The sequence below is a fragment of the Spirochaetota bacterium genome, assembly GCA_035477215.1.
Taxonomy (GTDB): Bacteria; Spirochaetota; UBA4802; order UBA4802; family UBA5368; genus MVZN01.
Genome location: DATIKU010000003.1, coordinates 24,663 through 47,106 on the forward strand (window position 1 = coordinate 24,663; position 22,444 = coordinate 47,106).

The 22,444-nt window shown below is 57.5% G+C and carries 24 protein-coding genes; 5 read left to right on the top strand and 19 right to left on the bottom strand.

Annotated features, from left to right (window positions below; genetic code table 11):
- Positions 1-17: 17 nt before the first annotated feature.
- Together VLM75_00590 and VLM75_00595 are read left to right on the top strand one after the other, a co-directional pair.
- Entirely contained in the window at positions 18-1,103 is a 1,086-nt protein-coding gene (locus tag VLM75_00590) for a Gfo/Idh/MocA family oxidoreductase (protein HSV95408.1), read from the top strand.
- Between the two features lie 120 nt (positions 1,104-1,223).
- Positions 1,224-1,565, top strand: a complete 342-nt coding sequence (locus tag VLM75_00595; protein HSV95409.1) for an STAS domain-containing protein — start codon at positions 1,224-1,226, stop codon at positions 1,563-1,565.
- Positions 1,566-1,632: 67 nt separating this feature from the next.
- Here the strand turns inward: VLM75_00595 and VLM75_00600 are convergent, their stop codons facing one another.
- The 19 genes from VLM75_00600 to VLM75_00690 form a co-directional block, all read right to left on the bottom strand.
- The gene (locus VLM75_00600) at positions 1,633-2,289 is read right to left on the bottom strand and encodes a riboflavin synthase (GenBank protein HSV95410.1); all 657 of its coding nucleotides are present in this window, start codon (positions 2,287-2,289) and stop codon (positions 1,633-1,635) included.
- Positions 2,290-2,322: 33 nt separating this feature from the next.
- Positions 2,323-3,537 (bottom strand): bifunctional diaminohydroxyphosphoribosylaminopyrimidine deaminase/5-amino-6-(5-phosphoribosylamino)uracil reductase RibD, encoded by a 1,215-nt coding sequence (gene ribD, locus VLM75_00605; GenBank protein ID HSV95411.1) that lies wholly within the window; start codon positions 3,535-3,537, stop codon positions 2,323-2,325.
- The gene (locus tag VLM75_00610) at positions 3,524-4,456 is read right to left on the bottom strand and encodes a hypothetical protein (protein ID HSV95412.1); all 933 of its coding nucleotides are present in this window, start codon (positions 4,454-4,456) and stop codon (positions 3,524-3,526) included. The genes ribD and VLM75_00610 overlap by 14 nt, the downstream gene beginning before the upstream one ends.
- A gap of 9 nt (positions 4,457-4,465) precedes the next feature.
- Complete coding sequence (secF, locus tag VLM75_00615) at positions 4,466-5,341, bottom strand: protein translocase subunit SecF (GenBank protein HSV95413.1); 876 nt, start codon at positions 5,339-5,341, stop codon at positions 4,466-4,468.
- 22 nt (positions 5,342-5,363) lie between these two features.
- Positions 5,364-7,028: a protein translocase subunit SecD gene (secD, locus tag VLM75_00620; GenBank protein ID HSV95414.1), complete on the bottom strand. Its 1,665-nt coding sequence runs from the start codon at positions 7,026-7,028 to the stop codon at positions 5,364-5,366.
- 27 nt (positions 7,029-7,055) lie between these two features.
- A complete protein-coding gene (locus VLM75_00625; protein HSV95415.1) occupies positions 7,056-7,682 on the bottom strand; it encodes a hypothetical protein in 627 nt (208 codons plus the stop codon).
- Positions 7,683-7,708: 26 nt separating this feature from the next.
- On the bottom strand, positions 7,709-8,023 hold the full coding sequence (yajC, locus tag VLM75_00630) for a preprotein translocase subunit YajC (protein HSV95416.1): 315 nt from the start codon (positions 8,021-8,023) through the stop codon (positions 7,709-7,711).
- 187 nt (positions 8,024-8,210) lie between these two features.
- The gene (locus tag VLM75_00635; protein HSV95417.1) at positions 8,211-8,885 is read right to left on the bottom strand and encodes a L,D-transpeptidase; all 675 of its coding nucleotides are present in this window, start codon (positions 8,883-8,885) and stop codon (positions 8,211-8,213) included.
- Positions 8,886-8,891: 6 nt separating this feature from the next.
- Positions 8,892-9,380 carry an OmpH family outer membrane protein gene (locus tag VLM75_00640; protein ID HSV95418.1) on the bottom strand — a complete coding sequence of 163 codons (489 nt, stop codon included), beginning with the start codon at positions 9,378-9,380 and terminating at the stop codon, positions 8,892-8,894.
- 1 nt (position 9,381) lies between these two features.
- A complete protein-coding gene (bamA, locus tag VLM75_00645; GenBank protein ID HSV95419.1) occupies positions 9,382-11,916 on the bottom strand; it encodes an outer membrane protein assembly factor BamA in 2,535 nt (844 codons plus the stop codon).
- Positions 11,917-12,080: 164 nt separating this feature from the next.
- Positions 12,081-12,485, bottom strand: coding sequence for a biopolymer transporter ExbD (locus VLM75_00650; protein ID HSV95420.1), 405 nt, complete (start codon positions 12,483-12,485; stop codon positions 12,081-12,083).
- A gap of 10 nt (positions 12,486-12,495) precedes the next feature.
- The gene (locus tag VLM75_00655) at positions 12,496-13,113 is read right to left on the bottom strand and encodes a MotA/TolQ/ExbB proton channel family protein (protein HSV95421.1); all 618 of its coding nucleotides are present in this window, start codon (positions 13,111-13,113) and stop codon (positions 12,496-12,498) included.
- 9 nt (positions 13,114-13,122) lie between these two features.
- Positions 13,123-14,580 (bottom strand): hypothetical protein, encoded by a 1,458-nt coding sequence (locus VLM75_00660; GenBank protein ID HSV95422.1) that lies wholly within the window; start codon positions 14,578-14,580, stop codon positions 13,123-13,125.
- Between the two features lie 363 nt (positions 14,581-14,943).
- A complete protein-coding gene (metK, locus tag VLM75_00665; protein HSV95423.1) occupies positions 14,944-16,098 on the bottom strand; it encodes a methionine adenosyltransferase in 1,155 nt (384 codons plus the stop codon).
- Positions 16,099-16,211: 113 nt separating this feature from the next.
- Positions 16,212-16,403 carry a ferredoxin gene (locus tag VLM75_00670; protein ID HSV95424.1) on the bottom strand — a complete coding sequence of 64 codons (192 nt, stop codon included), beginning with the start codon at positions 16,401-16,403 and terminating at the stop codon, positions 16,212-16,214.
- A 66-nt stretch (positions 16,404-16,469) separates the two neighbouring features.
- Positions 16,470-16,811 carry a preprotein translocase subunit SecG gene (gene secG, locus VLM75_00675; protein HSV95425.1) on the bottom strand — a complete coding sequence of 114 codons (342 nt, stop codon included), beginning with the start codon at positions 16,809-16,811 and terminating at the stop codon, positions 16,470-16,472.
- 226 nt (positions 16,812-17,037) lie between these two features.
- The gene (gene tpiA, locus VLM75_00680) at positions 17,038-17,793 is read right to left on the bottom strand and encodes a triose-phosphate isomerase (protein ID HSV95426.1); all 756 of its coding nucleotides are present in this window, start codon (positions 17,791-17,793) and stop codon (positions 17,038-17,040) included.
- Between the two features lie 21 nt (positions 17,794-17,814).
- Positions 17,815-18,825 (bottom strand): type I glyceraldehyde-3-phosphate dehydrogenase, encoded by a 1,011-nt coding sequence (gene gap / locus VLM75_00685; GenBank protein ID HSV95427.1) that lies wholly within the window; start codon positions 18,823-18,825, stop codon positions 17,815-17,817.
- Positions 18,826-18,958: 133 nt separating this feature from the next.
- The gene (locus tag VLM75_00690) at positions 18,959-19,738 is read right to left on the bottom strand and encodes an alpha/beta hydrolase (GenBank protein HSV95428.1); all 780 of its coding nucleotides are present in this window, start codon (positions 19,736-19,738) and stop codon (positions 18,959-18,961) included.
- A gap of 152 nt (positions 19,739-19,890) precedes the next feature.
- On the opposite strand from VLM75_00690, the gene VLM75_00695 reads away from it, so the two are divergent.
- The 3 genes from VLM75_00695 (at position 19,891) to VLM75_00705 (ending at position 22,441) form a co-directional block, all read left to right on the top strand.
- Entirely contained in the window at positions 19,891-20,217 is a 327-nt protein-coding gene (locus VLM75_00695) for a hypothetical protein (GenBank protein HSV95429.1), read from the top strand.
- A 249-nt stretch (positions 20,218-20,466) separates the two neighbouring features.
- Positions 20,467-21,075, top strand: coding sequence for a TetR/AcrR family transcriptional regulator (locus VLM75_00700; protein ID HSV95430.1), 609 nt, complete (start codon positions 20,467-20,469; stop codon positions 21,073-21,075).
- Positions 21,076-21,109: 34 nt separating this feature from the next.
- On the top strand, positions 21,110-22,441 hold the full coding sequence (locus VLM75_00705; protein ID HSV95431.1) for an NCS2 family permease: 1,332 nt from the start codon (positions 21,110-21,112) through the stop codon (positions 22,439-22,441).
- The last annotated feature ends 3 nt before the right edge of the window (positions 22,442-22,444 follow it).

The window sequence follows — 22,444 nt, forward strand, 5'->3', positions numbered from 1 at the left end:
ATCTACGCGGCCCCCACATGAAACGACCGGGCATCGCGCTTATCGGCTGCGGAAGGATCGGCTTCATGCTCGAATCCGACCCGCTTCGCTACAAGCCATGCACGCATTTCGGCGGCGCATCTTCGGCCGGCCTGCGCATCACGCACGCGTGCGATATCGATCCCGGCAGGCTCGAAGGCTTTGTCCGCCTATCGGGAATCCCGAATGAAAACGCCTTTACCTCCCACCGCGAACTATTAGATTCGGTCCGCCCCGAACTCGTGATCATAAGCACCTGGATCGAATCGCACACCGATATCGGTACGCGCGCCGCCGCGAACGGTGCCCGTGTGATCGTATGCGAAAAACCCATCGCCCCGAACCTCCGCGATGCCTCCAGATTAATCGCCTCCTGCGAAGCGCACGGCACGAGCCTTATCATCAACCACGAGCGCCGTTACGACATGCGCTATCGGAAGATCAAGGAAATGCTCGACGACGGCGCCATAGGCGAAATCAGGACAGTGCATGCCTCCATACTGACCGCCGGTTTCCTGGGCAGGTCCAGGATCGAGCAGGGAGGCGGGCCGCTCCTTCACGACGGCACCCACATGATGGACCTTATAAGATACTTCTTCGGCGATATCGCCACTGTCGTCGGGGATTTCAACCGCTCGGGAAATCGAAAAAGCGGTTTCGAGGACCGGGCCACGGCATGGATACGGACGCGCGGCGGCGTGGACGTGTTTCTCGAAGCGGGCGGGGCCAGGGAGTACTTCGTCTTCGAGCTCGCCATATCGGGCACCAGGGGAAAAATCATCGCGGGTAACGGCTACCAGTCGTTTTTCACTACCCGTGCGTCGCATCACTACACGGGCTTTCGCGACCTTGTTGAAAAACCCTTCCCCCGCTTCAGACGTCTCAACTACTTCACACGGGAATACTCCGAGGCGAAACGGCTTCTTGCCGGGGAGGACATCCCCGTAAGCTCGGGCGGTCTCGACGGTTACCGTGCGATCGAGGCGATTCACGCCGTCTATCTTTCGGCCCGGCAGGGAAGAAAAATTGTTGAATTGCCCATTAAACCGGGTACAATCCGTCTAAAAGAGATATTCAATCTTTGATTTTTTTATGATTGTGGTTATTAGACTCTCCGGCGTGCCACGGAAAATGACGGCTTCTCCGATGCGGGCGCGGCCGGGACGGGTGTTCTACGGATATTCAATGATCTTACCGGAAGGGGAATGGAAATTAAACCGAAAAAAATCAGCGATAACGCCATATTGCTCGCGATAAAAGGAAGGTTCAATATCGAGCAGGTTGGCGCTTTCGAGAGCGCGCTGGAGAAATGCGCAGGGAGCAAGTGGATAATCCTGGACCTCTCCGCGATGAAATACATCGATTCGTCCGGGATCGGTTCCCTTATAAAGGCGGTCAATATCGCGAAAAACGAGAAGCGGGAGATACTCCTGTACAGCATCGACCCGGCCATCATGAACGTCTTCAGGCTGGCGTATCTCGACAAGTTCTTCAGCATCCGCTCGCGCGAAGAGCTCGCGAAGCTTTTCCCCGCAAGCCACCTTTAACGAAGAGCGCGTTACCATCGCCGTTGGCGGTTACGACAAAGAGAGACCCTTCGGCGCGCGCATCCCGTTACAGATACCCCCCCTCCAGCAGTTTGCGTTTCAAATCATCATCCCGTGCGGTCGGCTTGTCTGACGAGCGAAGACTTAGCATGCGCTCGACGTATTTGGCGAGTATATCGACCTCGATGTTTACGGCGTCCCCCGCTTTTCGCTCGTACAGAGTGGTTTTTGCCGCGGTTTCCGGGACGATGTAAATGCTGAACCCGGTCGGAAGGAGCGAGACGACGGTAAGGGAAATCCCGTCTACCGCTACCGACCCCTTCGCCACGATGTAGCGGGAAAGCGCTTCCGGGACCGCGATGTCGATGCCGGTACCGTCCGGGTCTCGCCGCACCGCCCTTACCGTTCCCCTGCCGTCGACATGCCCCTGGACGATATGACCCCCCAGGCGCCCGTTGGGTGTCACCGCCCGTTCCAGGTTCACTCTCCTGGCGGGGCCGAACGAGCCGAGCGTGGTCGTCTGAAGTGTCACGCTGGAACAGAAAACCGAAAACGTCCCTCCTGCCAGGCGGGTCACCGTCTGGCAGGCGCCGTCGATCGAGATTGAATCACCGACGGCCGTGCCCTCAAGCGCCCGCGCCGCGGACACCGACAGCGTTGCGCCCGTTTGGGCGCTCTCGAGGCTTTTTACAACGCCTATTTCTTCGATCAATCCGGTAAACACGCACTACCTCTCAGATATTACATATCCGGAGCCTTACGAAATCCCGCCATAGCCGCCGTACAGAACATCCTCGCCGATCACGACCGTTGAGATGTCGCGCAGGCGAAGCGAACCGGCTATAGTATCCCCCCCCCTGCCGTTCAGTACCGGAACTCCCCCGCCGATAACGCGCGGAGCTATGAAATAGATATACTGGTCGATGGCGTTCGCATCGAAAAACGACGCCGCGAGTATTCCGCCGCTCTCCAGCAGGGCCATCATTATACCACGACCGTGCAGCAGCCGCAAGACATTATCCGCAATCTCGGCAGGAGAGTCCCCATCCACCAGAGCGAGCCGCCCCGAATCTTCCAGTTCGCGCACGAAGAGATGATCCTGCCGGCCCTCCAATAAATTCCTTTGTTTTTCTGTGCCTATGAGAAGGACCCTGTCGTCGCCGAAGATCTTCAAATCCGGACGCAGCATGTCCGGTATGCCGATAACCACCCGAAGCGGCGCGGCCGCGGTGTTGAATGCCACAGACTCGAGAAGGAGCCTGAGAAAATGGTTCTGGTAACCATCAATCCGCCAGCTCTCCCGCGCAAACGGTTCCCGCGCCTCATCGGAAAACGAGCCCAGCCGGACGTTGAGCTCCGGATCGTCCTTCTCCACCGTCCCTTTGCCGACGATGATCGCGTCAGCAAGCGAGCGCAGTCGGTGCACCAGAAATCGCGAGGCGTCTCCTGAAATCCAGCGGGAATCACCCGAATGCGTGGCGATCCTGCCGTCAAGAGAAATGGCCGCCTTGTGCACCACGAACGGCCGGTTGTGCAGTATGTATTTTTTAAAAGGGCGGATGAGGTCATTCGCCGCAGACGCCATCTCATCAATCATAATAACGTCCACTCCCGCGCTCCTGAGACATTCCACTCCCCTGCCCGCCACCCTGGGATTGGGATCGAGGATCGGAATGAACACGCGGCGAACACCCGAAGCGATAAGGGCATCAGTGCAGGGAGGGGTTTTGCCGTGGTGGCAGCACGGCTCGAGCGTGACATACAGGTCGCCGCCGTCGACCGGAGCACACGCATTGCCGAGTGCGCACACCTCGGCGTGATCGCCGCCGCGGCCGCAGGTGGAGCCCGTCGAGATCACCACGCCGTCCCTTACAAGGACGGCCCCCACCGAAGGATTCGGCGAGGTGGTGCCCATGCCGGCGAACGCCAGCCTGAGCGCCTGCTCCATGTACGCCCTGTCAACGGTCTCCATAGCCTATGCCGTATCTTGTAAAAATCTCTTCCCTGTCATCGCCGGGCCGAAGCTCCTCGTAAACGCTCTCGCGTATACGCTCCTCGATCGAGCGATTATACCGCAGAGTCTCCCGATAAGCGCCGACGATACCGCCGCCGTAAAACACGGCCGCCGACGCTCCGAAGACAAAGCCCAGCGGAGCATTGTCGGTACGGAACGAGAAATAGGTCAAGGCGGAAAATGCCGATACCACCAGGAAGGCCAGTGCCCCGTTCTGACGGTTGCCCGCGTAAACGTAACCCATTCCCGGAACGGCGCCCAGCGCGAGCGCTGTGCGGGGAGACCTCCTCCCGGCAAAACCGTCGCGCGCATATTCCGCAAGCGCCGCATGCGCGGCCGGATTAAAAGCGTCGTCGGAACGCAGAGTTTGCGGGCTTTCAAGACGTTTCGCCTCCTCGACCCTGTTTAACAGAATGAGCGAGATGAATGTGCGACGCCGGAGCGCCGAATCGATGAAGGGCTCGCATCCCTCCGCGGGCATGCCGATGCTCGTCTCGAGTGACCGGCCATACTCGCCGAGTGCGATTGCCGCGTCCGCCGAGAAAATCCTTTCTGGGCACGAGACTCCCCTGGCGGACGAGCGAACCATCTCGGTGATGGCCCCGTAACGTCCGCCTCCGTAGAGCAGGTACAGCTCGCTTAGCTTGAGGCGGGCTTCATCGACATGGCCGGGATAATAGCTTTTCAGGCGGGAGAGTTCCGTATACGCCCTGAAGTACTCACCGCGCCGGGCGAGGTGGCGCGCGAAGCCGAGGACGGCCTCGGCGGAGTACTCACTTTCAGGCGGAGCCGGAGCCGCGTCCGCAGCGGGCGCGGCTGAAACGCGAACCATCAATGCGACCGTGCATACGGCGATGTATCGCAGCACAAGCCGCATCGCCTTGCCTCATTCGGAACGCGCTTTATGCCACCACAGAACGACCGGTGCGGCGATGTAAATCGTCGAATACGTGCCGCTGATGAGTCCCGCGAACATAACGAGCGCGAAATCGCTGATGGTGCCCTCGCCTATGATATACAGCGACAGTACGCAGAAAAGCACGGTGAGCGAGGTGATAAAGGTACGGGTGAGGGTCTGCGTGACCGAGATATTCAGGATCTGCCCAAAGGCGCTCTTGGCGTGAATATTGAGGTTTTCGCGCACGCGGTCAAAGATGACGATGGTATCGTTGACCGAATAGCCGAAGATCGTGAGGATGGCCGCGACAATGGGCACGTTGATCTCGACGCCCATAAACCCGCAGAATAGGAAGGCCATTAATACATCATGGACCACCGCGACCATCACACCCACCGAATACTTGAGTTCGAAACGGAACACAAGGTACAGCGCCATGAGCAAAAGCGCGATTAACATGAGCTTTACCGCGGATTTCTTTAAAAAGTCTCCCACCGCCGGCCCTACGGTCTCGGTGGCAAGTATCTTGATTTTCGGGTACGCCGCGCTGAGTACGGCTTTAATGGTATCCGAGCTCTTTTCGGATGATTCCCCTCTCTCGAGAAGCTTCGAGGAAACAACGAACTCGTGAAGCTCGCCCCTGCCATATAGCTGGACATCGGCCTTGATGCCGTTTTTGTCGAGCGTTTTGCGCACATCGCCGGGATCGGTCGGCCCTTCGAACTGTACGGTCAGTTTTACGCCGCCGATAAAATCGATTCCCCAGGTGAATCCGCCTTTGAGATAGGTGGTCACGGAAAACAGAGTAATGACGATCAGTGAGAAACCGATCGCGATCCATCTATATTTAAGAAAGTCTATCACCCTATCCAAAGCGATTCTCCTTTTATACACTCAGTTTTTTCAGGTTCTTCGAGAGCGACAGCAGCTCGAACACGAACCGGGTGACATACAGCACCACGAAGAGGCTGGATATGAGGCCGATCGAAAGGGTGACGGCGAAACCCTTTATCGGGCCGGTCCCGAACTGCGAGAGCACGAACGCCGCGATAAGCGTGGTGATGTTGGAGTCGACAATGGCCCAGAAGGCCCTTTCAAAACCGTTGACCACCGCGATGCGCGGCGACTTGCCGGAGCGCTGTTCCTCGCGAATGCGCTCGTAGATGAGCACATTGCTGTCCACCGCCATGCCGAGGGTGAGAATGAACCCGGCTATACCCGGAAGGGTCAGGGTGAATCCCAGCCACGAAAGCAACGCGAGCTGACAGATCATATTCAATATCAGGCCGACCGAGGCTATGAATCCCGAAAGCTTGTAGTAGGCGACCATGAAGATCATAACCACCGAGAAGGCCATGATGGTCGCCTTTATTCCGGCATCGATCGCGTCCTGGCCGAGCGACGGACCGACCGTGCGCTCCTCGATTATGACGAGATTTACGGGAAGCGCGCCCTCCTTGATGATACGGGTGAGCGTGTTCACCTCTTCGAGGGTAAAATCGCCCTGAATCAGCGCCTGACCCGTGGTTATCTGCACATTTACCTGCGGGGCGCTGCGCACCTTTTCGTCGATGACGATGGCGAGTTTTCTTCCGTGGTTCTTCGCCGAGGTCACGGTCGCGAACTTCGAAGCGCCGTCCGGCGTGGTGGTAAAATGCACCGAGAGACGGCCAAACTCGTCGTGTCCCACCCAGGCCCTGCTGATATCGTCACCCGCCAGCGCAACCTTTTTCTCAAGGGCTATGGGATAGGCCGGCAGTATTTTTTTTGTTTTCTCGTCCCGCTCGTAGAAGAAAAGCAGCTCGCTTTTAGGAGACAGACCTATGGCCTTCGCCGCTTCCTCCAGTATCGTGTATTGCTGTTCGACGTCTTCGGGTATTTTCCCCTCTTTAAGCCTGTGCACATTGTTTTTAAGCCAGAGCCCCGCCAGGCGCGTATATTCATCGTCCACCAGTCGGTACTCGACCCGTCCCGTGGTGCCGATGGCCTTCTTTACGCTCATGGGATCTTTTACGCCGGGGAGCTGTATCTCGATCGCCTCCACGCCGCGCGGCCGTATGGAGGGTTCGGAAACGCCGAACTTGTCTATGCGGTTTCGCAGCAGTTCAAGTGCCTGCTGGGTTATGTCCCTCTTCTCGGAATCGGTTAGCTTCTTTCCCTGCTTGTGCTCTATGCTCTCAAAATCCGCGCGCATGACCAGGTTCATTCCGCCCTGCAGGTCCAGGCCGAGATTCATCTTCTTCGCCAGAAGCGCCTTCTCGGACCAGTGCGGCAGTATTCGCACGTCCTTGACACCGGAGATGATCTTCACTTCGTTCATCACGGCGTCGTTTATCCCGTATCCGCTGACCGACACGACCCCATCGGTCCTCACTACAAGCATGCCGCCCCCGGTAAAGCGCTTTTCAAGATCGGCAACCTGTTCCGCCGTGGCGTCTTTCTCAAGAACGACGCTCATCTCCCGTTTTCCGACGGTGGGCAGAATGAGCAGAACGGCAAATACAAGTATCGCCACTATGAACATGGCCTTGTATATCATGCCTCGTGTCATGACAGTCCTCGTTAGTGTGAAAAGTCTTTACGCTTTAGGGAAACGCTTCAGAACGCTCGAACGGCGGTTTCTCGCCCTGAACCGGTAAAGGACAAAGATGAGGATGACGATGCCGACCAGCGCTACCCTGGCCATCGTATCGGTTGCCGAGCGGCCCATACCGAACAATCCCTTCCCGGCGGCTTCTTCGCCTTCATCGCCGGAAACTTTGCTCTTCTCAGTCGCGATAACGGGCGTGGCGGTTTCGGCCACGGTCTCGGTTATCCGGATTCCTGGAATCCTCCTGTATTTGAACGCGCCGTCGGTTACATCGAGCAGGCCATCGCCCGCATACGCCTCTTTCGGTTCTTCCTGGGATGGTGTTCCACGTTCCGCCTGTTTCTTCCTGGCGGCGGTCTCATCATCCGCCTCGTGCGGCCTCTGAACGGGCGAAACGGGCTGCGCTGTCTCCTTATTAACGACAGGCTCCCGCTTTTCCTCGACCGACCCGGCATCTTCCCGCTTCTCCTTCTCCACGATGGCCTCGCCGGCGGCCTCTGTTCCGGTCTGGGCATACAGCGCAGACGGAACAACGGCGCGCACCGACATGCCCGCCGGAACGGCAATAAAGGCGAGGAATACGGAGATCGGCAGGATTTTAACGCCGGATTTCATTATCGGTTCGCGATAAACGGACGATGTTATACCTTCGCCTGAACCGCGGTACGAGCGAACTCAACCTTCGCCCCGTCGGCTATCTTCAATACTACGATGTTTTCGTCCACCTTGATATTGATCACCACCCCGTAAATTCCACCCGAAGTCAGGACCTTGTCACCCTTCTGGAGTGAATCAATCATCTTCTTCCGTTCCTTCTCGCGCTTTTGCGTCGGACGAATCAGCAGGAAGTAAAAAATGGCTATCATTAGAACGATGGGAATAAAGCTCATCCAGCCCTGGCCGCCGACCCCGCCGGGAGTCTGCGCATACGCAGTTGAAAGAAATAAATCTGACACCGTACATCCTCCGAATGAATAAAGTTGTTTCACGACAGAAAATCACACGACCCGCATTAACGCTTCCACCCGCAAAGGGGGCGCCGCGTTCGGGTATTACCCGGCCCGTGACGCGGGCCACATCACCGCGCACGAAACGCAGCCTGTACGCTGCACCAGTCGAAATATTATGTCAACCCTTTAATACTCACTCGCCGTAAATAATTACCGGTGTGCCGATTACAAGGTATTTTTCGAGTTCGAGGATATCCCGATTGTACATTCGCACGCATCCGCTCGTGGAGAGATGGCCTATCGACGCTTCGTCGCTGTTTCCGTGTATCGCGATACCGTGCCCGATCGGCGCGTATTCGCCGCGAACCCTGGGAACTTCGCCCGCGACGACCGCCGCCTCATAACGTGCGCGGTCACGCTCGAGCGGATAATCCAGAAGGAAGAAGCGCGGCCCATAGGCGTTGTCCCCAAGGTCGACGTTCGGCCTGCCATGCTTGTAATGGCCGTCCCTCGCGCGGAAATACACGCGGTTCATCGAGCTCAGTTTTTGATACGATGCGGAACCGGGATGCGCGTCCATGCTAAGCATTTCGATGATCCGGTAGACGCCCTCCGGCGTGCGGTTGTCGCCCGCATGAAGCTTCGTCGAGCGGTCCTGGTTCAATCCGTACGCGACCCGGTAACTCGCCACCACATCGGTGCGCCGGTCATGGACGCGGAGCGTAAACGAGCGCTTCTCGACGCTGAGAACGTATTTGCCCCTGAAGCCATCGAACGCTTTCCGGATTTCCGCCTCATGGCCGTTCCCACAGGCGGGCGCCGAAACCGCGACGGCCAGCACCACAGCAGCGAACGATAGCTTCAGCATGCGGCCTCAGCGCGACACCGGAGCGTTGCGTTTGCGAAGCGCGGCCATTTCACGCAATACTTCCTCGGTGATATCATACTCCTTACCCGAGTACACGGCGCCCTCTCCGGCACCCAGTATGAAATCTATCCCCTGCCTCGAGGCGACGGCGTTCATGGCACGGTTGATCTCGGCGAGGATGCGCTGCCGGTGCTGTTCCTCGGCCGCGTTCAATTTTTCGAGCTCTGCATTTCTTCGACCAAGCTCGCGCTCGGCCGGCTCACTCTCGGAGCGGTCGGCCGACATCGTACGAGCTTTCAGTGTGCGGACGGCCGAAAGGGCCTCCGTTTTGGCGGCCTTCACCCCTCTCGCGTCGGGGTCCGAGTTCACCGCGTACTCGAAGAGCAGGGCCATGTTCACGGAGCGTATCCTCGCCTCGCTTTCATCCGCGAGCCGGGCCTTGCCGCACGAGGACGCGATCGCCGCGGCCAGGATTATGGCATATACGGGTCTCATGCTAAAAACGGTAGTCCCCTATCCCGAACTGGAAGGTGAAATCCCCCATGGTATCGAAGTATCCTTTGTCCTGCCCGACCCACACGAGTTTGCGCCCGAACCAGAAGCGCAGCGGCATCATGGGAATCTGGATCTTGAACCCGAAACCGTACGAATACTTGAAGTAAGACATGAGGTTGATATCTTCGATATCGCGTATATCGTGCAGCAGTCCCGCCGCCTTGTCCTCGTTGATGGTCTCGAGGTTGCTGGTTCCCCGGTTCTGCTCCCAGAATTTGTCCGCCCACAGCGAGCCCGCATCGAAGAAGAACGCCAGCCACAGCATCTGGGGATGAATCGGCACCCGGAACTCCGCTCCGTAGAGGATACGATGATACATCCCTATGCGCCATGAGCTCGGCAGCTCCAGGTCGAAGTATTCCCATCCCCTGAGCGTCTCGGGGCCTCCGATATACAGCCTGTCCTCGGACTCCAGCCATTCGTTGCTTTCCCGCGACTGGAAACGGCCGACCGCGCCTCTGGCCAGGGGAGGCGCGAGGAAGGTGGCGTTGCCCCGGAACTCAAAAACGCACGGATGCGTTTTTAAAAACGGCAGGTTGAACGGCGAGTAATACAGGTACGCCTCGGGCGAATACTTTATATAATGGTCATCTCCATGAAGGATGTTTCCCCCGGTAAAGCCGACCGACATCTCAACGCGCGACCCCCGGGTGGGATTCATGTAGTTGTCCTTGGAATCGCGGTAGGTGTACAGGGTGATCGTCCTCTTCTCCTGAAACCCCAGCGATTCCTCTATGAAAACCTCGTCGCTCGCGTTGCCCGACGGGTCGATAATGCCCTTGAAAACATGCGACCATACGCTGCCGACGCCGTAATAATACCAGAACCGGTAACTGAGACCCAGGCTGTACCCCACCGATTGTTTCTGGTACTCGGCCTGATCGTCGGAGTTGGGGAACATCGAGCTGGTCTGGATGGTGTTGACCGTATAGAAGATTGACGCATTGAAACCGATCGGCTTGTCCATGAGCCATGGCTCGTTGAACGAAAGCGTAACCGAGCTTCTAAGGGGACCGTATTCAAACCGCAAGCCCACGCGCTGGCCGCTTCCCATCAGGTTGTTCTCTCCGATGTCGGCGAAGATGGAGAAACCGGAGGTGGTGCCGTAGCCGCCACCGAGCGAGATCGTGCCGGTGGGCTGTTCCTCGACGTCGACGATGAGGTTCATGTATCCCTCGCGGCTGCCCGGACGCACGTCGAAATTCACCTGTTTGAAGAACCCCAGGTTGAATATCTTTTCGCGCGAAACCTGCATTTTATACGAATTGAAGAGCTCTCCTTCCTTGACCAGCAGTTCGCGACGGATGACCTTCTCCTTCGTCTTGACGTTTCCCTTGACGAAAATATTCTCTATATAGGCCTGACTGCCTTCCTCTATCTCGAAATCTATCCGCACGAACTTTCTTTTTTCGGCACGTCCCTTCACCACAACATCACGCTCCTCCACCGTACGCTTGGGCACCACGCGCGCGAAGATATACCCCTTCGAAGCGTACGTGAAGCTGATCATCTGGCGGTCTCTCTGGAACTTGGTATCGTTGAATATCTCGCCTTCCCTGGTCTGCTCGAACTGCGACTCGAGCACCTTGCTCTCGACGATCTGGTTGCCCGCGATGGTATAGCGGTTGAAATAGTAGCGCTCACCCTCGGCCAGCTTGATTGTGATGAATATCACCCTCTTTTCCTTTTTCCGGGGGTCCTTCCATTCATACTCGACCCTGTCCTCCAGGATCTGCGCGTCGAGGTAACCCTCCTCCCTGTAGAGGGCCAGGATCTTCGTCTTGTCCTGCTCGTATATGTCCTTCTTGAAATCGCCGTCTTTAAAGAGGCCGTCCTCCTCGCTTTCCATCACCTTTTTCAGCGTCTTCGCGGGGATCTTCCTGGCCCCGAGGATTGCGATTTTTTCTATCTTGATTTCCTCGCCCTCGTCGATGATGAACAGAACCTCGACGGAATTGGGGTCGTCCTTGTACTGGCGTGTGCGGTATTCAATCACCGCGTTGAACAGCCCCTCACCATCGTATTTTTTCCGCAGTGACTTGACGGCTTTTTCGAGTCTGTCTATCCGAAGCGGCTCGCCTTCCTTTATTCCCACGACCTCCGACAGTTCCGTGTCATAAAGCTTCTCCACGCCGCGGAAGGTGATCTGCCTCACCATGGGGCGCTCCTTGCAGACGAAGCGCAGTCGCACGCCGTCATCGAACTCCTGTATCTCCACCTGAACGTTCTCGAACTGGCCGGCCTTGAACACCGCCCTGATGTCCTCACGGACCTCCGCCCCTTTGAGCGGAAAGCCGACGTCGCTGACAAGCACCTCGTAGAGGTCCTCATTGTCCACATTCTTGAGTCCGACAAACTCAATCTTGCGAATTATCTTCCCCTCGTATTTGGAAGGCTGTGAAAATACGCTATGGAGCATTAATACGGAAGCGCAGACGACCCCCGCCGCCGCTAAAACAATCAGTGCTTTTCTCATCTGCTGACGCTTACCGTTCCCACCATTATATGCAATAATTCCCGCTTCCGGAAAAAAAGATTCCGGATTTCAGGTCTCTTTATCTTTCATAATCCGTAATGTCAACAAAATAGAGTCGTTTTACGCTTTGAATAAATCGACGCCCATACGGGCCGGTGGGGCCTTCAATCGGCCGACCGCGTCGTCGCCAGCGTAAACTTCGGGATGCCGGCACGGTTGAGGCGGTCCATCACCCTGACAATCGTCTCATAATTGGTCATCTTGTCGCCTCGAATCACCACCGCCCCGTCCTTTACGCTCTCCTTCCTTTTTTTCAGCTCGTCGAGAAGTATATCCATCCGAACATTGACATCGTTCAGATAGACCTCGTTCTTTTCGCTGATGGTGATCACCAGGTCGCCCGAACGCTGGGCGCCGGCCTGTACCGCCCGCGGCAGATGCACGGTTATGGCCGAGACATTTCCGATACTGTATGACACCATAAAAAAAAGGATCAGATTGAAGGAAAGGTCAATCAGCGGGGTGATATCGATCGACGTCCTTCGCTGAAACCGCGATTTAAAATTCAAGCCCACGGCCTCACTGCTCCCCGTGGTCCGCAAGGGCGTTCGCGACATGTTCGAGGTCCTTTACGAAACCGTCGACCCGCGATACCATGTAATTATAGAATATCCAAGCGGGGATGGCGACGATCAGGCCAAGCGCCGTGGTGATAAGTGCCTCGGCTATGCCCCTGGCGAGCAGATCGTGGGCGAACTGCCCCTCCCTGGTAAGGCCGCTGAACGATTTCATCATGCCGGTGACCGTCCCCAGCAGGCCGAACATGGGAGTAATGGTCGCAATGGTCGACAGGGTGCCCAGATGACGCTCTATCTTGCGGATGGCCCCGGAAGAGAGATCCGCTATGATCCTGGGGCCGGCACCATTACCCGGAAGCGAGGAAAGGAAACCGTCTATGACCTCCGAGATCGGACCCGGGTAGCGCGCCACCAGGGCGCGGGCCTCCTGCGTTTTACCGGCACGGACGCCCTCGAGACAGCCGGCGACAACAAGCCGGTAGTCATGGCTTATCCTCCGGAAGAATACGACGCGTTCGATGATGATCGCCACCCCTACGATTGAGCATAAAAAGATCGGGGCGAGCATCACCCATGTCGGTACGGCATCGAATACGGAGAGGTAAATATTAGTGCTCATGATGTTTCCTCAAATAAGAATGCGGAGCCCTCCCAGGAACGTTATTCCCGGTTCCGGGTAGCCCTCGCGGAGGTTGTACCTGGCGTTGTACAGGTTCTCAACTCTGACGTAGGCATAGAAGCTCTCCAGCATCCGCCGCTGAAGGCCGAGCACACCGATAACCGCGCCCGAAATCTCCCCGTCGCCGTCGGGATCGGCGTACACCTTGCCCGCCAGCTTGTTGCTCCATTCAAAACGCCATATCTTTCCATTGTATTTTACCGCGCTGCCGAAGTTCTGGCGCGGGCGATAGGTGATATGTTCGGAAGCGATGAAGTAATTGTACTCATAGCGCAGCGATATCTCGAGCACCTCTTCGAAAAGGAGGAACCTGGAATCGACATGCGAGGCGCAGGTGGTCGCCTCGATGGTCTCGGCGCTCAGCACGTCCCCGGGGGTTACGGTATAATAATTATAGAAGTTGTTGTTGTTCTCAACGACGACCCCCGCCTTTATGCTGACGATGTCGTTGACGCGCACCTCCAGGCGCGCGTCACCATGATGCACACGCCCGGGAGGGAGATCGTAGGTCGGCATGATATATTTCTGCTCAAGATAAAACTCCTCGGGCCTGAAGGGGATAAGGTCGCACCGGTAGAGGAGCGAAAACGTAGTGTACTGAAAACCCTTCAGCGTTACGCCTACCACCGGAAACGCCAGCGGCTTTTCGTCCCGGTTGACATCGACGTTGACGCCGAAACTGAGGCCTATATTCGGAGTGATGTTGAAGTCGTCGATGAGCTCGCCGCTGAAGTAACGGTCGGAGGGAATGTCCCCCTGGTAGAAATAGTGCCCCCCCAGGACGTTGCCGCGGATCCTGTTCGACGCCGACCAGATGTATTCGCCGCCGATCTCCGTGGTGACGTGGTTGAGCCTGCTGCGCTCGGACCCATCCGCCGCTATGGCGTTAAGCCGGTGCCGGTATTCCGCGCCGCCGACCGTTATATATCCCTCGAACGAACTGGTCAGCTTGGCAATGTTCTTGATCGACATGCGCGCCTTGTCCTTTTCCTCGCGCGAGTACGTCGGGTTATCGAACATGCCGCGAGAATCATTGTTCACCTCGGCCTCGAGAATCGATTTCAACGAGTCCGTGGGGTTGAAATTACCGGTGTAGCCGATCCTGTTCTCGTTAAAGCTTGAATTCTCGAAAAGGCTGCCGTTGTAACCGAAATCGTTCGAGCGCTTGAAATAGGAGCTGAGGAGGTAGACCGAATTCTCCTGTTCGTGGGAGAGGTTGATCGTCGAGAGCATGTTGTTGTACTGGCCATAGACGACCTGCATATCGATATTGACATTGCGGGAGTGGTCGTTTTTCGGTTCAACGACCGGAGCTACCGCCGCTGGATCGTTTGCCGGGGTCTGGGAAAACCCGGCCGCGCACAGGAAGAAGAGAAAGATCGCTCCCGCCGTTGATTTCAGCCTCATGATCGAACCCGGTGGTGGAGGAATTATGGCGGCGGGGGTGCGTTAATCTACATCTGGTCGCGCCGTACCGCCCGCCTGCATTTCCGGCAGGCCACAGACTCCTGCGGCGTGCCGAAATCGACTAATACATTGATCACATAACCACAGCCGCATCTGTAGGTAAAGGATTTTATCGAGCCGCTCGTCATGGTCCACTCTCCTGTCTGGCACGGATCGCAGGTTATTGTTACACAACAGCCGTACCAGGAACTTAAAAAACCCGGTATTTCCGGTTTTCCTGTACCCCCGATAATTATCGGACCACGGAAAGATGAAGGCGAGGATTATATCCCCGCCCCCGATTTCGCGATACCCCGTCAGGGGCTATTTCAGCGCGGCGACCCTGTCGGTCTTTTCCCAGGTAAACTCGGGTTCCCGTCTTCCGAAATGGCCGTATGCCGCGGTAAGGCGGTAAATCGGCCGCAGGAGGTCGAGCGAATTGATGATGCTCGCTGGCTTGAGGTCGAAGGTTTTCCGGACGCGTTTGGTGATCTCCTCGTCCGAGATTTTCCCGGTGCCGAAAGTCTCCACCATTACCGAAACCGGTTCGGCCACGCCGATCGCGTAGGCGATCTGCACCTCGCATCGGTGCGCGAGGCCCGCGGCCACCACGTTTTTGGCGATATAACGTCCCATATAGGCCGCCGATCTGTCCACCTTCGAGGGATCTTTTCCGGAGAACGCGCCGCCACCATGGCGTCCCATACCGCCATAGGTGTCTACGATGATCTTGCGCCCTGTAAGCCCGGTGTCGCCGTGCGGACCGCCGACGACGAAGCGCCCGGTGGGATTGACGAATATCTTGGTGTCTTTGTCGATAAGGCTGTCGGGTATGACTTTTTTTATAACGGCCTCGATCATGGCCTGACGAATCGTTTCGTAATCGACTTCGGGTGAATGCTGGGTCGAGAGGACCACCGCGTCGATCATGGCGGGTTTTCCATCGACATAGCGCACCGTAACCTGGGACTTGGAATCCGGCCTCACAAATTTAAGCTCTCCGCTCTTGCGGCATTCGGCCAGCTTCTTCACCAGGCGGTTCGCGTACCATATCGGCATGGGCATGAGGTCCTCGGTCTCTGCGACGGCGTAGCCGAACATCATCCCCTGGTCGCCCGCGCCCTGTTCCTTGAACAGCCCCTGCCCCTCGGTGACGCCCTGCGAAATGTCGGGCGACTGTGAATGCACGTATACGTCGACCTGGCAGTTGCCGGTATCGAAGCCTATTTCCGGATCGGTGTACCCAATTTCCTCTATTACGTTAAGCGCGACCTTTTTATAATCGACCGTGGTCTTCGAGGTTATTTCGCCCGATACGACGATCCTGTTGGTGGTAACGAGGGTCTCGCAGGCGACCCGCGAAAACTTGTCACCCCCGAGGTGTGCGTCGAGCACCGCGTCCGATATCTGATCCGAACACTTGTCCGGGTGCCCCTCGGAAACGGACTCCGAAGTAAAAAGATAGCTCTTTCCCGCCATGGTAATCCCCTTTAATTGATAATCATAAAAGAACGGAACCCGCGACCCGCCGCAGGCTCCATCGTGCAAACTTGTATTTCAGCGCCCTGTTGGAGGGCCGTGCACCCTGCCCTTTATTTCTTCCAGTGAATGCATTCGGCGGGACAGCTGTCGATAACATCTTGAATCTTGTCCTCGGACGCGCCCGTCGGATTATGCACGATGCCGACGCCGTCGGACGTCATCTCGAAAACCTCGGGCAACGTATCAACACAAAGCTCACACCCGGTGCACTCACTTTCATCGACGTACACTTCTTTGGCCATACCGACCTCCTTAGACTGATATCGTTTTAACGCACTATAGCACTTTTGGCGCCCGGAGTGCCTTACTTATTTCTTTTCAGGCGTCTCGGCCGGGGCGGCCGGAGTCGAAGCTTTCATCTCTATAATGCCGGGGGTCTCGGCGCCTTCGTCGAGAAGGTCCTTTTCGATGGCCTTGTCGCGATACGACTCGAGGATCGCCAGTCCGAGCGACCCTGTCATGAAAATCGCGACCATAACGGCCGTAGCCTTGGTAATGACGTCGGCCGTCGACGAACCGAAAGCCGACTGGCTGGACCCGCCGAGGATCCCCATGCCGGCGCTTTTGTCCGACTGCAGGAGGATAATAATGACAAGAAGTACGCAGAGTACCGCGAACGATACCGTTCCTATGGTTATCAGTACGCCCATATAAATTCACCTCAGGTTTAATGCGGCCGTGTCTCCGGCGTTCACCCTTTACGACACGGCCCCACGGATGTAAAGGATTTTTCCACGCCTTCCGGGATTATTTAACACCCGATACATAAAGCGCTTTTGGGGGAAGGCGCTAACGAAAAGACGGCGCGGGGAGTCGAGAAAACCCGATAAGCCCCTTAAAGGACTCCCTTCGCACGGGCACCCGCCACCAAAGCGCCTACTTGACGCGCGCGATTTCGAGAAACGAAGCGGCCTTGAGCGAGGCCCCGCCTACCAGCGCGCCGTCGATGTCATCCATGGCGTAAAGCCCGGCTATGTTGTCGGGCTTTACCGAACCGCCGTACAGGATCGGCATGTCGGCGGCGACGGCCTCGCCGAACTTCCCGGCGACGACGCTTCGGATATACCGGTGCATGGACTGGGCGATATCGGGTGTGGCGACCTTCCCGGTGCCGATCGCCCATACCGGTTCGTAGGCGATGACGACCGAGGCGGCCTCGTCCTTCGAGAGGCCCTCGAAGGCCCTTTCGGTCTGTACGCGCACCACGTCTTCGGAGCGGCCCGACTCGCGCTCCTCCAGAAGCTCGCCGACGCACACCATGGGAAAAAGCCCTTCGGCGAGCGCGGCGCGCAGCTTCTTTCGCACGTCGTCGTCGGTCTCATGGAAAACCTGACGCCGCTCCGAGTGGCCGATGAGTATCCAGCTCGCTCCCGCGTTTTTCACCATGGCCGGCGAGATCTCCCCGGTGAAGGCCCCCTCCCTCTCGAAATACATGTTCTGCGCGCCCGCCATAACGGCGCTTCCCGCGCAGAGGGCCGCAACCTCCCGCAAATGCACCGCGGGCGCAAAGACGATCACCCCGCGCCCGGGCGACTCATTGAGTCCCTCGATTATTCCGCGCACGAGGGCGAGCGCCTCCCCGAGCATGGTGTACATCTTCCAGTTTCCGGCGAAAATCTTTTTTCGTGCCATGGGTGTACCGGGCCCCCGCTTCTATTTCATCACGTACTTCACGAGATCGACCACCCGCTTCGAATAGCCCCACTCGTTGTCGTACCACGAAAGCACCTTCACCAGGGTGCCGTCGACCGTGAAAATCGACTGACCGTCCACGATCGAGGAGTGCGGATTGCCCAGGAAATCAACCGACACCAGCGGCTCCATGCAGACATCGAGGTAACCCTTCAGCTTGCCGCCGGCCGCCGCTTTGAGCGCGGCGAGCACATCCTCTTTCGATGTCGACTTCCTGACCGTGCAGACAAAGTCCACCAGCGATACGTTGGGGGTTGGCACGCGGACGGCGAGGCCGTCGAGCTTGCCCTTGAGCTCGGGGATGACGAGCGTCACCGCCTTCGCCGCGCCCGTGGTGGTGGGAATCATCGACAGTGCGGCCGCGCGCGCCCTGCGCAGGTCATTGTGCGGAAAGTCGAGAATGCGCTGATCGTTGGTGTATGAGTGTATGGTGGTCATCAGGCCCTTCTCGATACCGAAGGAGTCATGAAGCACCTTGACCACGGGGGCGAGACAGTTGGTGGTGCAGGACGCATTGGATATGACGTGATGCTCCGCGGCCTTGTACTTGTCCTCGTTAACCCCGAGCACAATGGTGATGTCCTCACCCTTCGCCGGCGCGGTGATGATGACCTTTTTTGCCCCGGCCTCCATATGCGCCACGGCCTTCGCCTTCTCGGTAAACCTGCCGGTCGATTCTATCACCACCTCGACACCGTCCGCCTTCCATGGCAGAAGCCCTGGCTCCTTCTCGGAATGGATGCGTATCTTTTTCCCGTCAACTATGATCTCGTTTTCGGTATGCGAAACCCCTCCTTTAAAAATGCCGAAGACCGAATCATACTTGAAGAGGTGCGCGAGCGTGGCGGCGTCGGTCAGGTCGTTGATTCCCGCTACCTCGATGTCGCCGTAAAGCTCCTTCTCCTGCATGATGATGCGCAGGATATTTCTGCCGATTCTTCCAAAACCGTTTATGCCTATTTTTACGCTCATCACTTCACCCTCTGATTAGTTTATTATCGCCTCGGGACACGGGGCAAGCGCCTTCACAACGCCGTACCGACCATCCGATAACGCGGACACCGCGAAGCGAACTTCAAAACAGTATTATTGACGGGACGGCATGTCAAGCATTAAGGCTTTCGATAAATTCGGCAATCCTTTCGTTAACCTCCTCATGCCGTTCGAAATAGGACAGGTGGCCCTCTCCTTCACACACCTCCAGTCGCGCGCCGGGCATCCCCGCCGCGAGCGTCCTGGACACGTCGAGGGGCACCATTTTATCGCCGGTACAGGCGAGTACGATAGATGGGACGCCGACTTCCTTCAGCATACTCGTGTAATCGAAAGACGCACAGATGCGGAAATCATTCTTCACCCGGACGGGATCGAGCGACTGGGCCTCCTTAAGCACCATCTGGCGCACCTCCTCGGGAAGCGCCTTGCTGTATGATAGCTTAACGAGAAATTCGCAAAAGACCTTGAAATCCTTATCGAGAAAATCGAATACGAGATCCGACACGGGAAGCTTCGCCCCGGTGTTGAGAAAAACAAGGCCCGCTATTTTTTCAGGAAAAGATCGGTACGCCTCCAGGATGATACCGCCTCCCATTGAATGACCCGCGAGTACGCAGCGACCGACTTTTTCGGCCTCCACGACTGCCGCGACGGCGCCGACATAGTCCGCCATCGATGGAAGTGTCTCGATCGCCGACCTGCCGTGCCCGGGAAGGTCGACCGCGACAACCGTCCTCTTTCCCCTGAAATACTCGAGCTGGTAATGAAACTGGCGCGAATCTCCGGCCGCCCCATGGATGAAAATGATGGGAGGGGCGCTTCCTCCCTCCGCCATCCGGTATTTCAGTTCGCCGACTGGTGTCGCGCAACTCTTGATCCGTATAGCCATCACTCCTCCCTGCAGCCTGCCCATTGTTCAATCCACTTTTTCGCTTACCGCGCGGTCATTAACAAGCACTTTTTCAGCGGAAGAGCCGCCTTCCTTTTCCGTTTTCATGTTCCACCCTGATACGCCTGCGTCATACTGCACCCGGACATCCCATGAAGCGAACGGTCAACGTCCAAGGCCCGGACGTAAGAACGGGCGACGATCATGATCATCGCCCGTTCCCGGGAATCGCCGCCTGTCATTATCCTCTCCGACTCATTGACATTTTCAAGCAGCCGGGCATTATGATTCCGGGCGGCGTTCCACTTTTCCGGTGTGCGATTTCCATACCCGGCGAGATTGAAATCCCGGAGGGAGCTTCGCCTTCCCGCATGCCGGCCGGGTGCCTCGGGCTCGTCAACGCCTTCGGCTTCAGGGGCTACGGCGGACCGCAGCCGCCCGGGGGAAGCGGCATGCATCGCTACGAACTGGCCGCCTAAGCACTCTCCGAGGCGCTGAAAATCGGGGAGAGGGAGGTCTTCGAGGCTAACTTTCTCGAGCCTGTCAGGAATAAAGTTCTTGCAAAATCGACAATTACGGGCGGTTTTAAGAACAGGTGGCGGGCTGAACCATGACGTCTTTGCACTCGTTCGTCCCGGTAAAGACTGTCATCACTCACGCCGCGCCTGTCCGGCGGTTGTAAAATATTACGGCGAGTTAACGCGACGTCCGCGTCGGGGCTTTCATCAATGAACAAGAAAGAGCGCGGCGAACTGATCGTCGAATGCGCAAAGCGGCTCTTCGTGCGCAAGGGCTTTCATGGCGTGACGGCGAGCGACATCATCGAAGAGGCGCGCATCGCCCGCAGCACCTTTTACGCGCACTTTCCCGGCAGGATGGAGATATTCCAGATCCTTGTCGACCGCTACTCCGCGATCCTCCTTGACTCCATTATGGGCATAAACATCTCCCGCGCCGGGGACAACGCGCCGCTCTCCGCGCAGATCCGCGAAATGAGCGCAGGCCTCGTCGACGCCATCGACCGGAACCGCGACCTCACGCTCCTGCTCATCACCGCTCCGCTGGGCCACGACGACCAGTTCGACCGGAGCGTTTCCGATTTCTTTTCGAAGATACTGTCGGCCATACGACAGCTTTTGGCGGAGGGAATGGAGGGCCGCACCATACGGAAGCTCGATCCCGACACCATATCGTACGTCATCCTCGGCAGTATAAAGCAGATACTGCTGCAATGGCTTGTTTACCGGGAGATTGACGACATACACGCAGCGCTCGACGACATCACCGAATACACGCTCTTCGGCATTGCCGCCCTGTCGCCGGCGAAAACGCTTTGACACTGCGCGGCTTGCCGCGCAATCGGAGGACGGTATGAACGCACTCGATCGCTTCTTTAAAATCGGCGAGCGCGGCTCGAGCATCCGCACCGAGGTCCTGGCCGGACTCACCACCTTCGTAACCATGGCGTACATCATATTCGTCCAACCGGCAATCCTCTCGGCCGGAGGCATGGACTTCGGCGCGGTGCTGGTCGCCACCTGCCTCTCGTCCGCTATCGCGAGCGTCGCGATGGGCCTGTACGCCAATTACCCGATCGCGCTCGCCCCGGCCATGGGCGAGAACTTCTTCTTCTCGTTCGTGGTGATCGTCGCAATGGGCGTCCCCTGGGACGTGGCGCTGGGCATCATCTTCCACTCGGCGGTGCTCTTTCTCATCCTCTCGCTCTTCAAGGTGCGCGAACAGATCATCAACGCCATCCCGCCGTCGTTCAAAGCCGGAATCGCCGTTGGAATCGGCGTTTTCATCGCCTTCATCGGCCTGGTGTACGGCGGTATCGTCGAGAAATCGCCGGGCGGAGTTCTTCAGCTTGGCAAAGTGCAGTCCGTCCATGTGCTGCTTCCCTTCGCGGGGCTGCTTGTAATGGCCGCGCTCTCGCGCCTGCGCGTGAGGGGGGCCATGCTTATCGGCATGCTCGTCACCACACTCGCGGCGCTGCCATTGGGCATCGTCCAGTTCCACGGCTTCGTGAGCATGCCCCCATCGATTGAGCCGACCTTTCTGAAGATGGACCTGTTGACGGCGCTACGGCCCGAGTACTGGCCGCTCATACTGGTCTTCCTCTTTATGGACCTCTTCGACACGGTGGGCACCGTGGTGGGCGTCACCCAGCAGGCCGGACTCATGAGGGAGGACGGTACGGTTCCGAAACTGCGCGAGATCCTCATCACCGATTCGGCCGCATCGGTGCTGGGCGCGGCTCTGGGGACCTCCACGGTGGTCACCTACATCGAGAGCTCTGCCGGCGTGCAGGAGGGCGGGCGCACGGGCCTTACCGCGGTGGTGGCGGGACTTCTGTTCCTCGCGGCGCTCTTCTTCGAGCCGCTTGCGAAAATGCTCGGCGGCGGGTTTTCGCCGGGCGAGGGAGCCATGACGCTCTACCCGGTCATCGCGCCGGCGCTCATCTTTGTTGGTTCCATGCTCCTGCGAAACGCCGCGCGTATCGACTTCTCCGACATCACCGAGTCGCTGCCGGCGTTTCTGGTGGTGATCGGGATGCCGCTCACCTACTCGATCGCCGACGGACTTGCGTTCGGGTTCATTTCTTACCCGATTATCAAGATACTCACCGGCAGGCTCAGGGACGTGCATCCCATCATGTTTGCGCTCGGCGTGGTATTTATTCTGAGGTACGCGTTTTTATAGGAT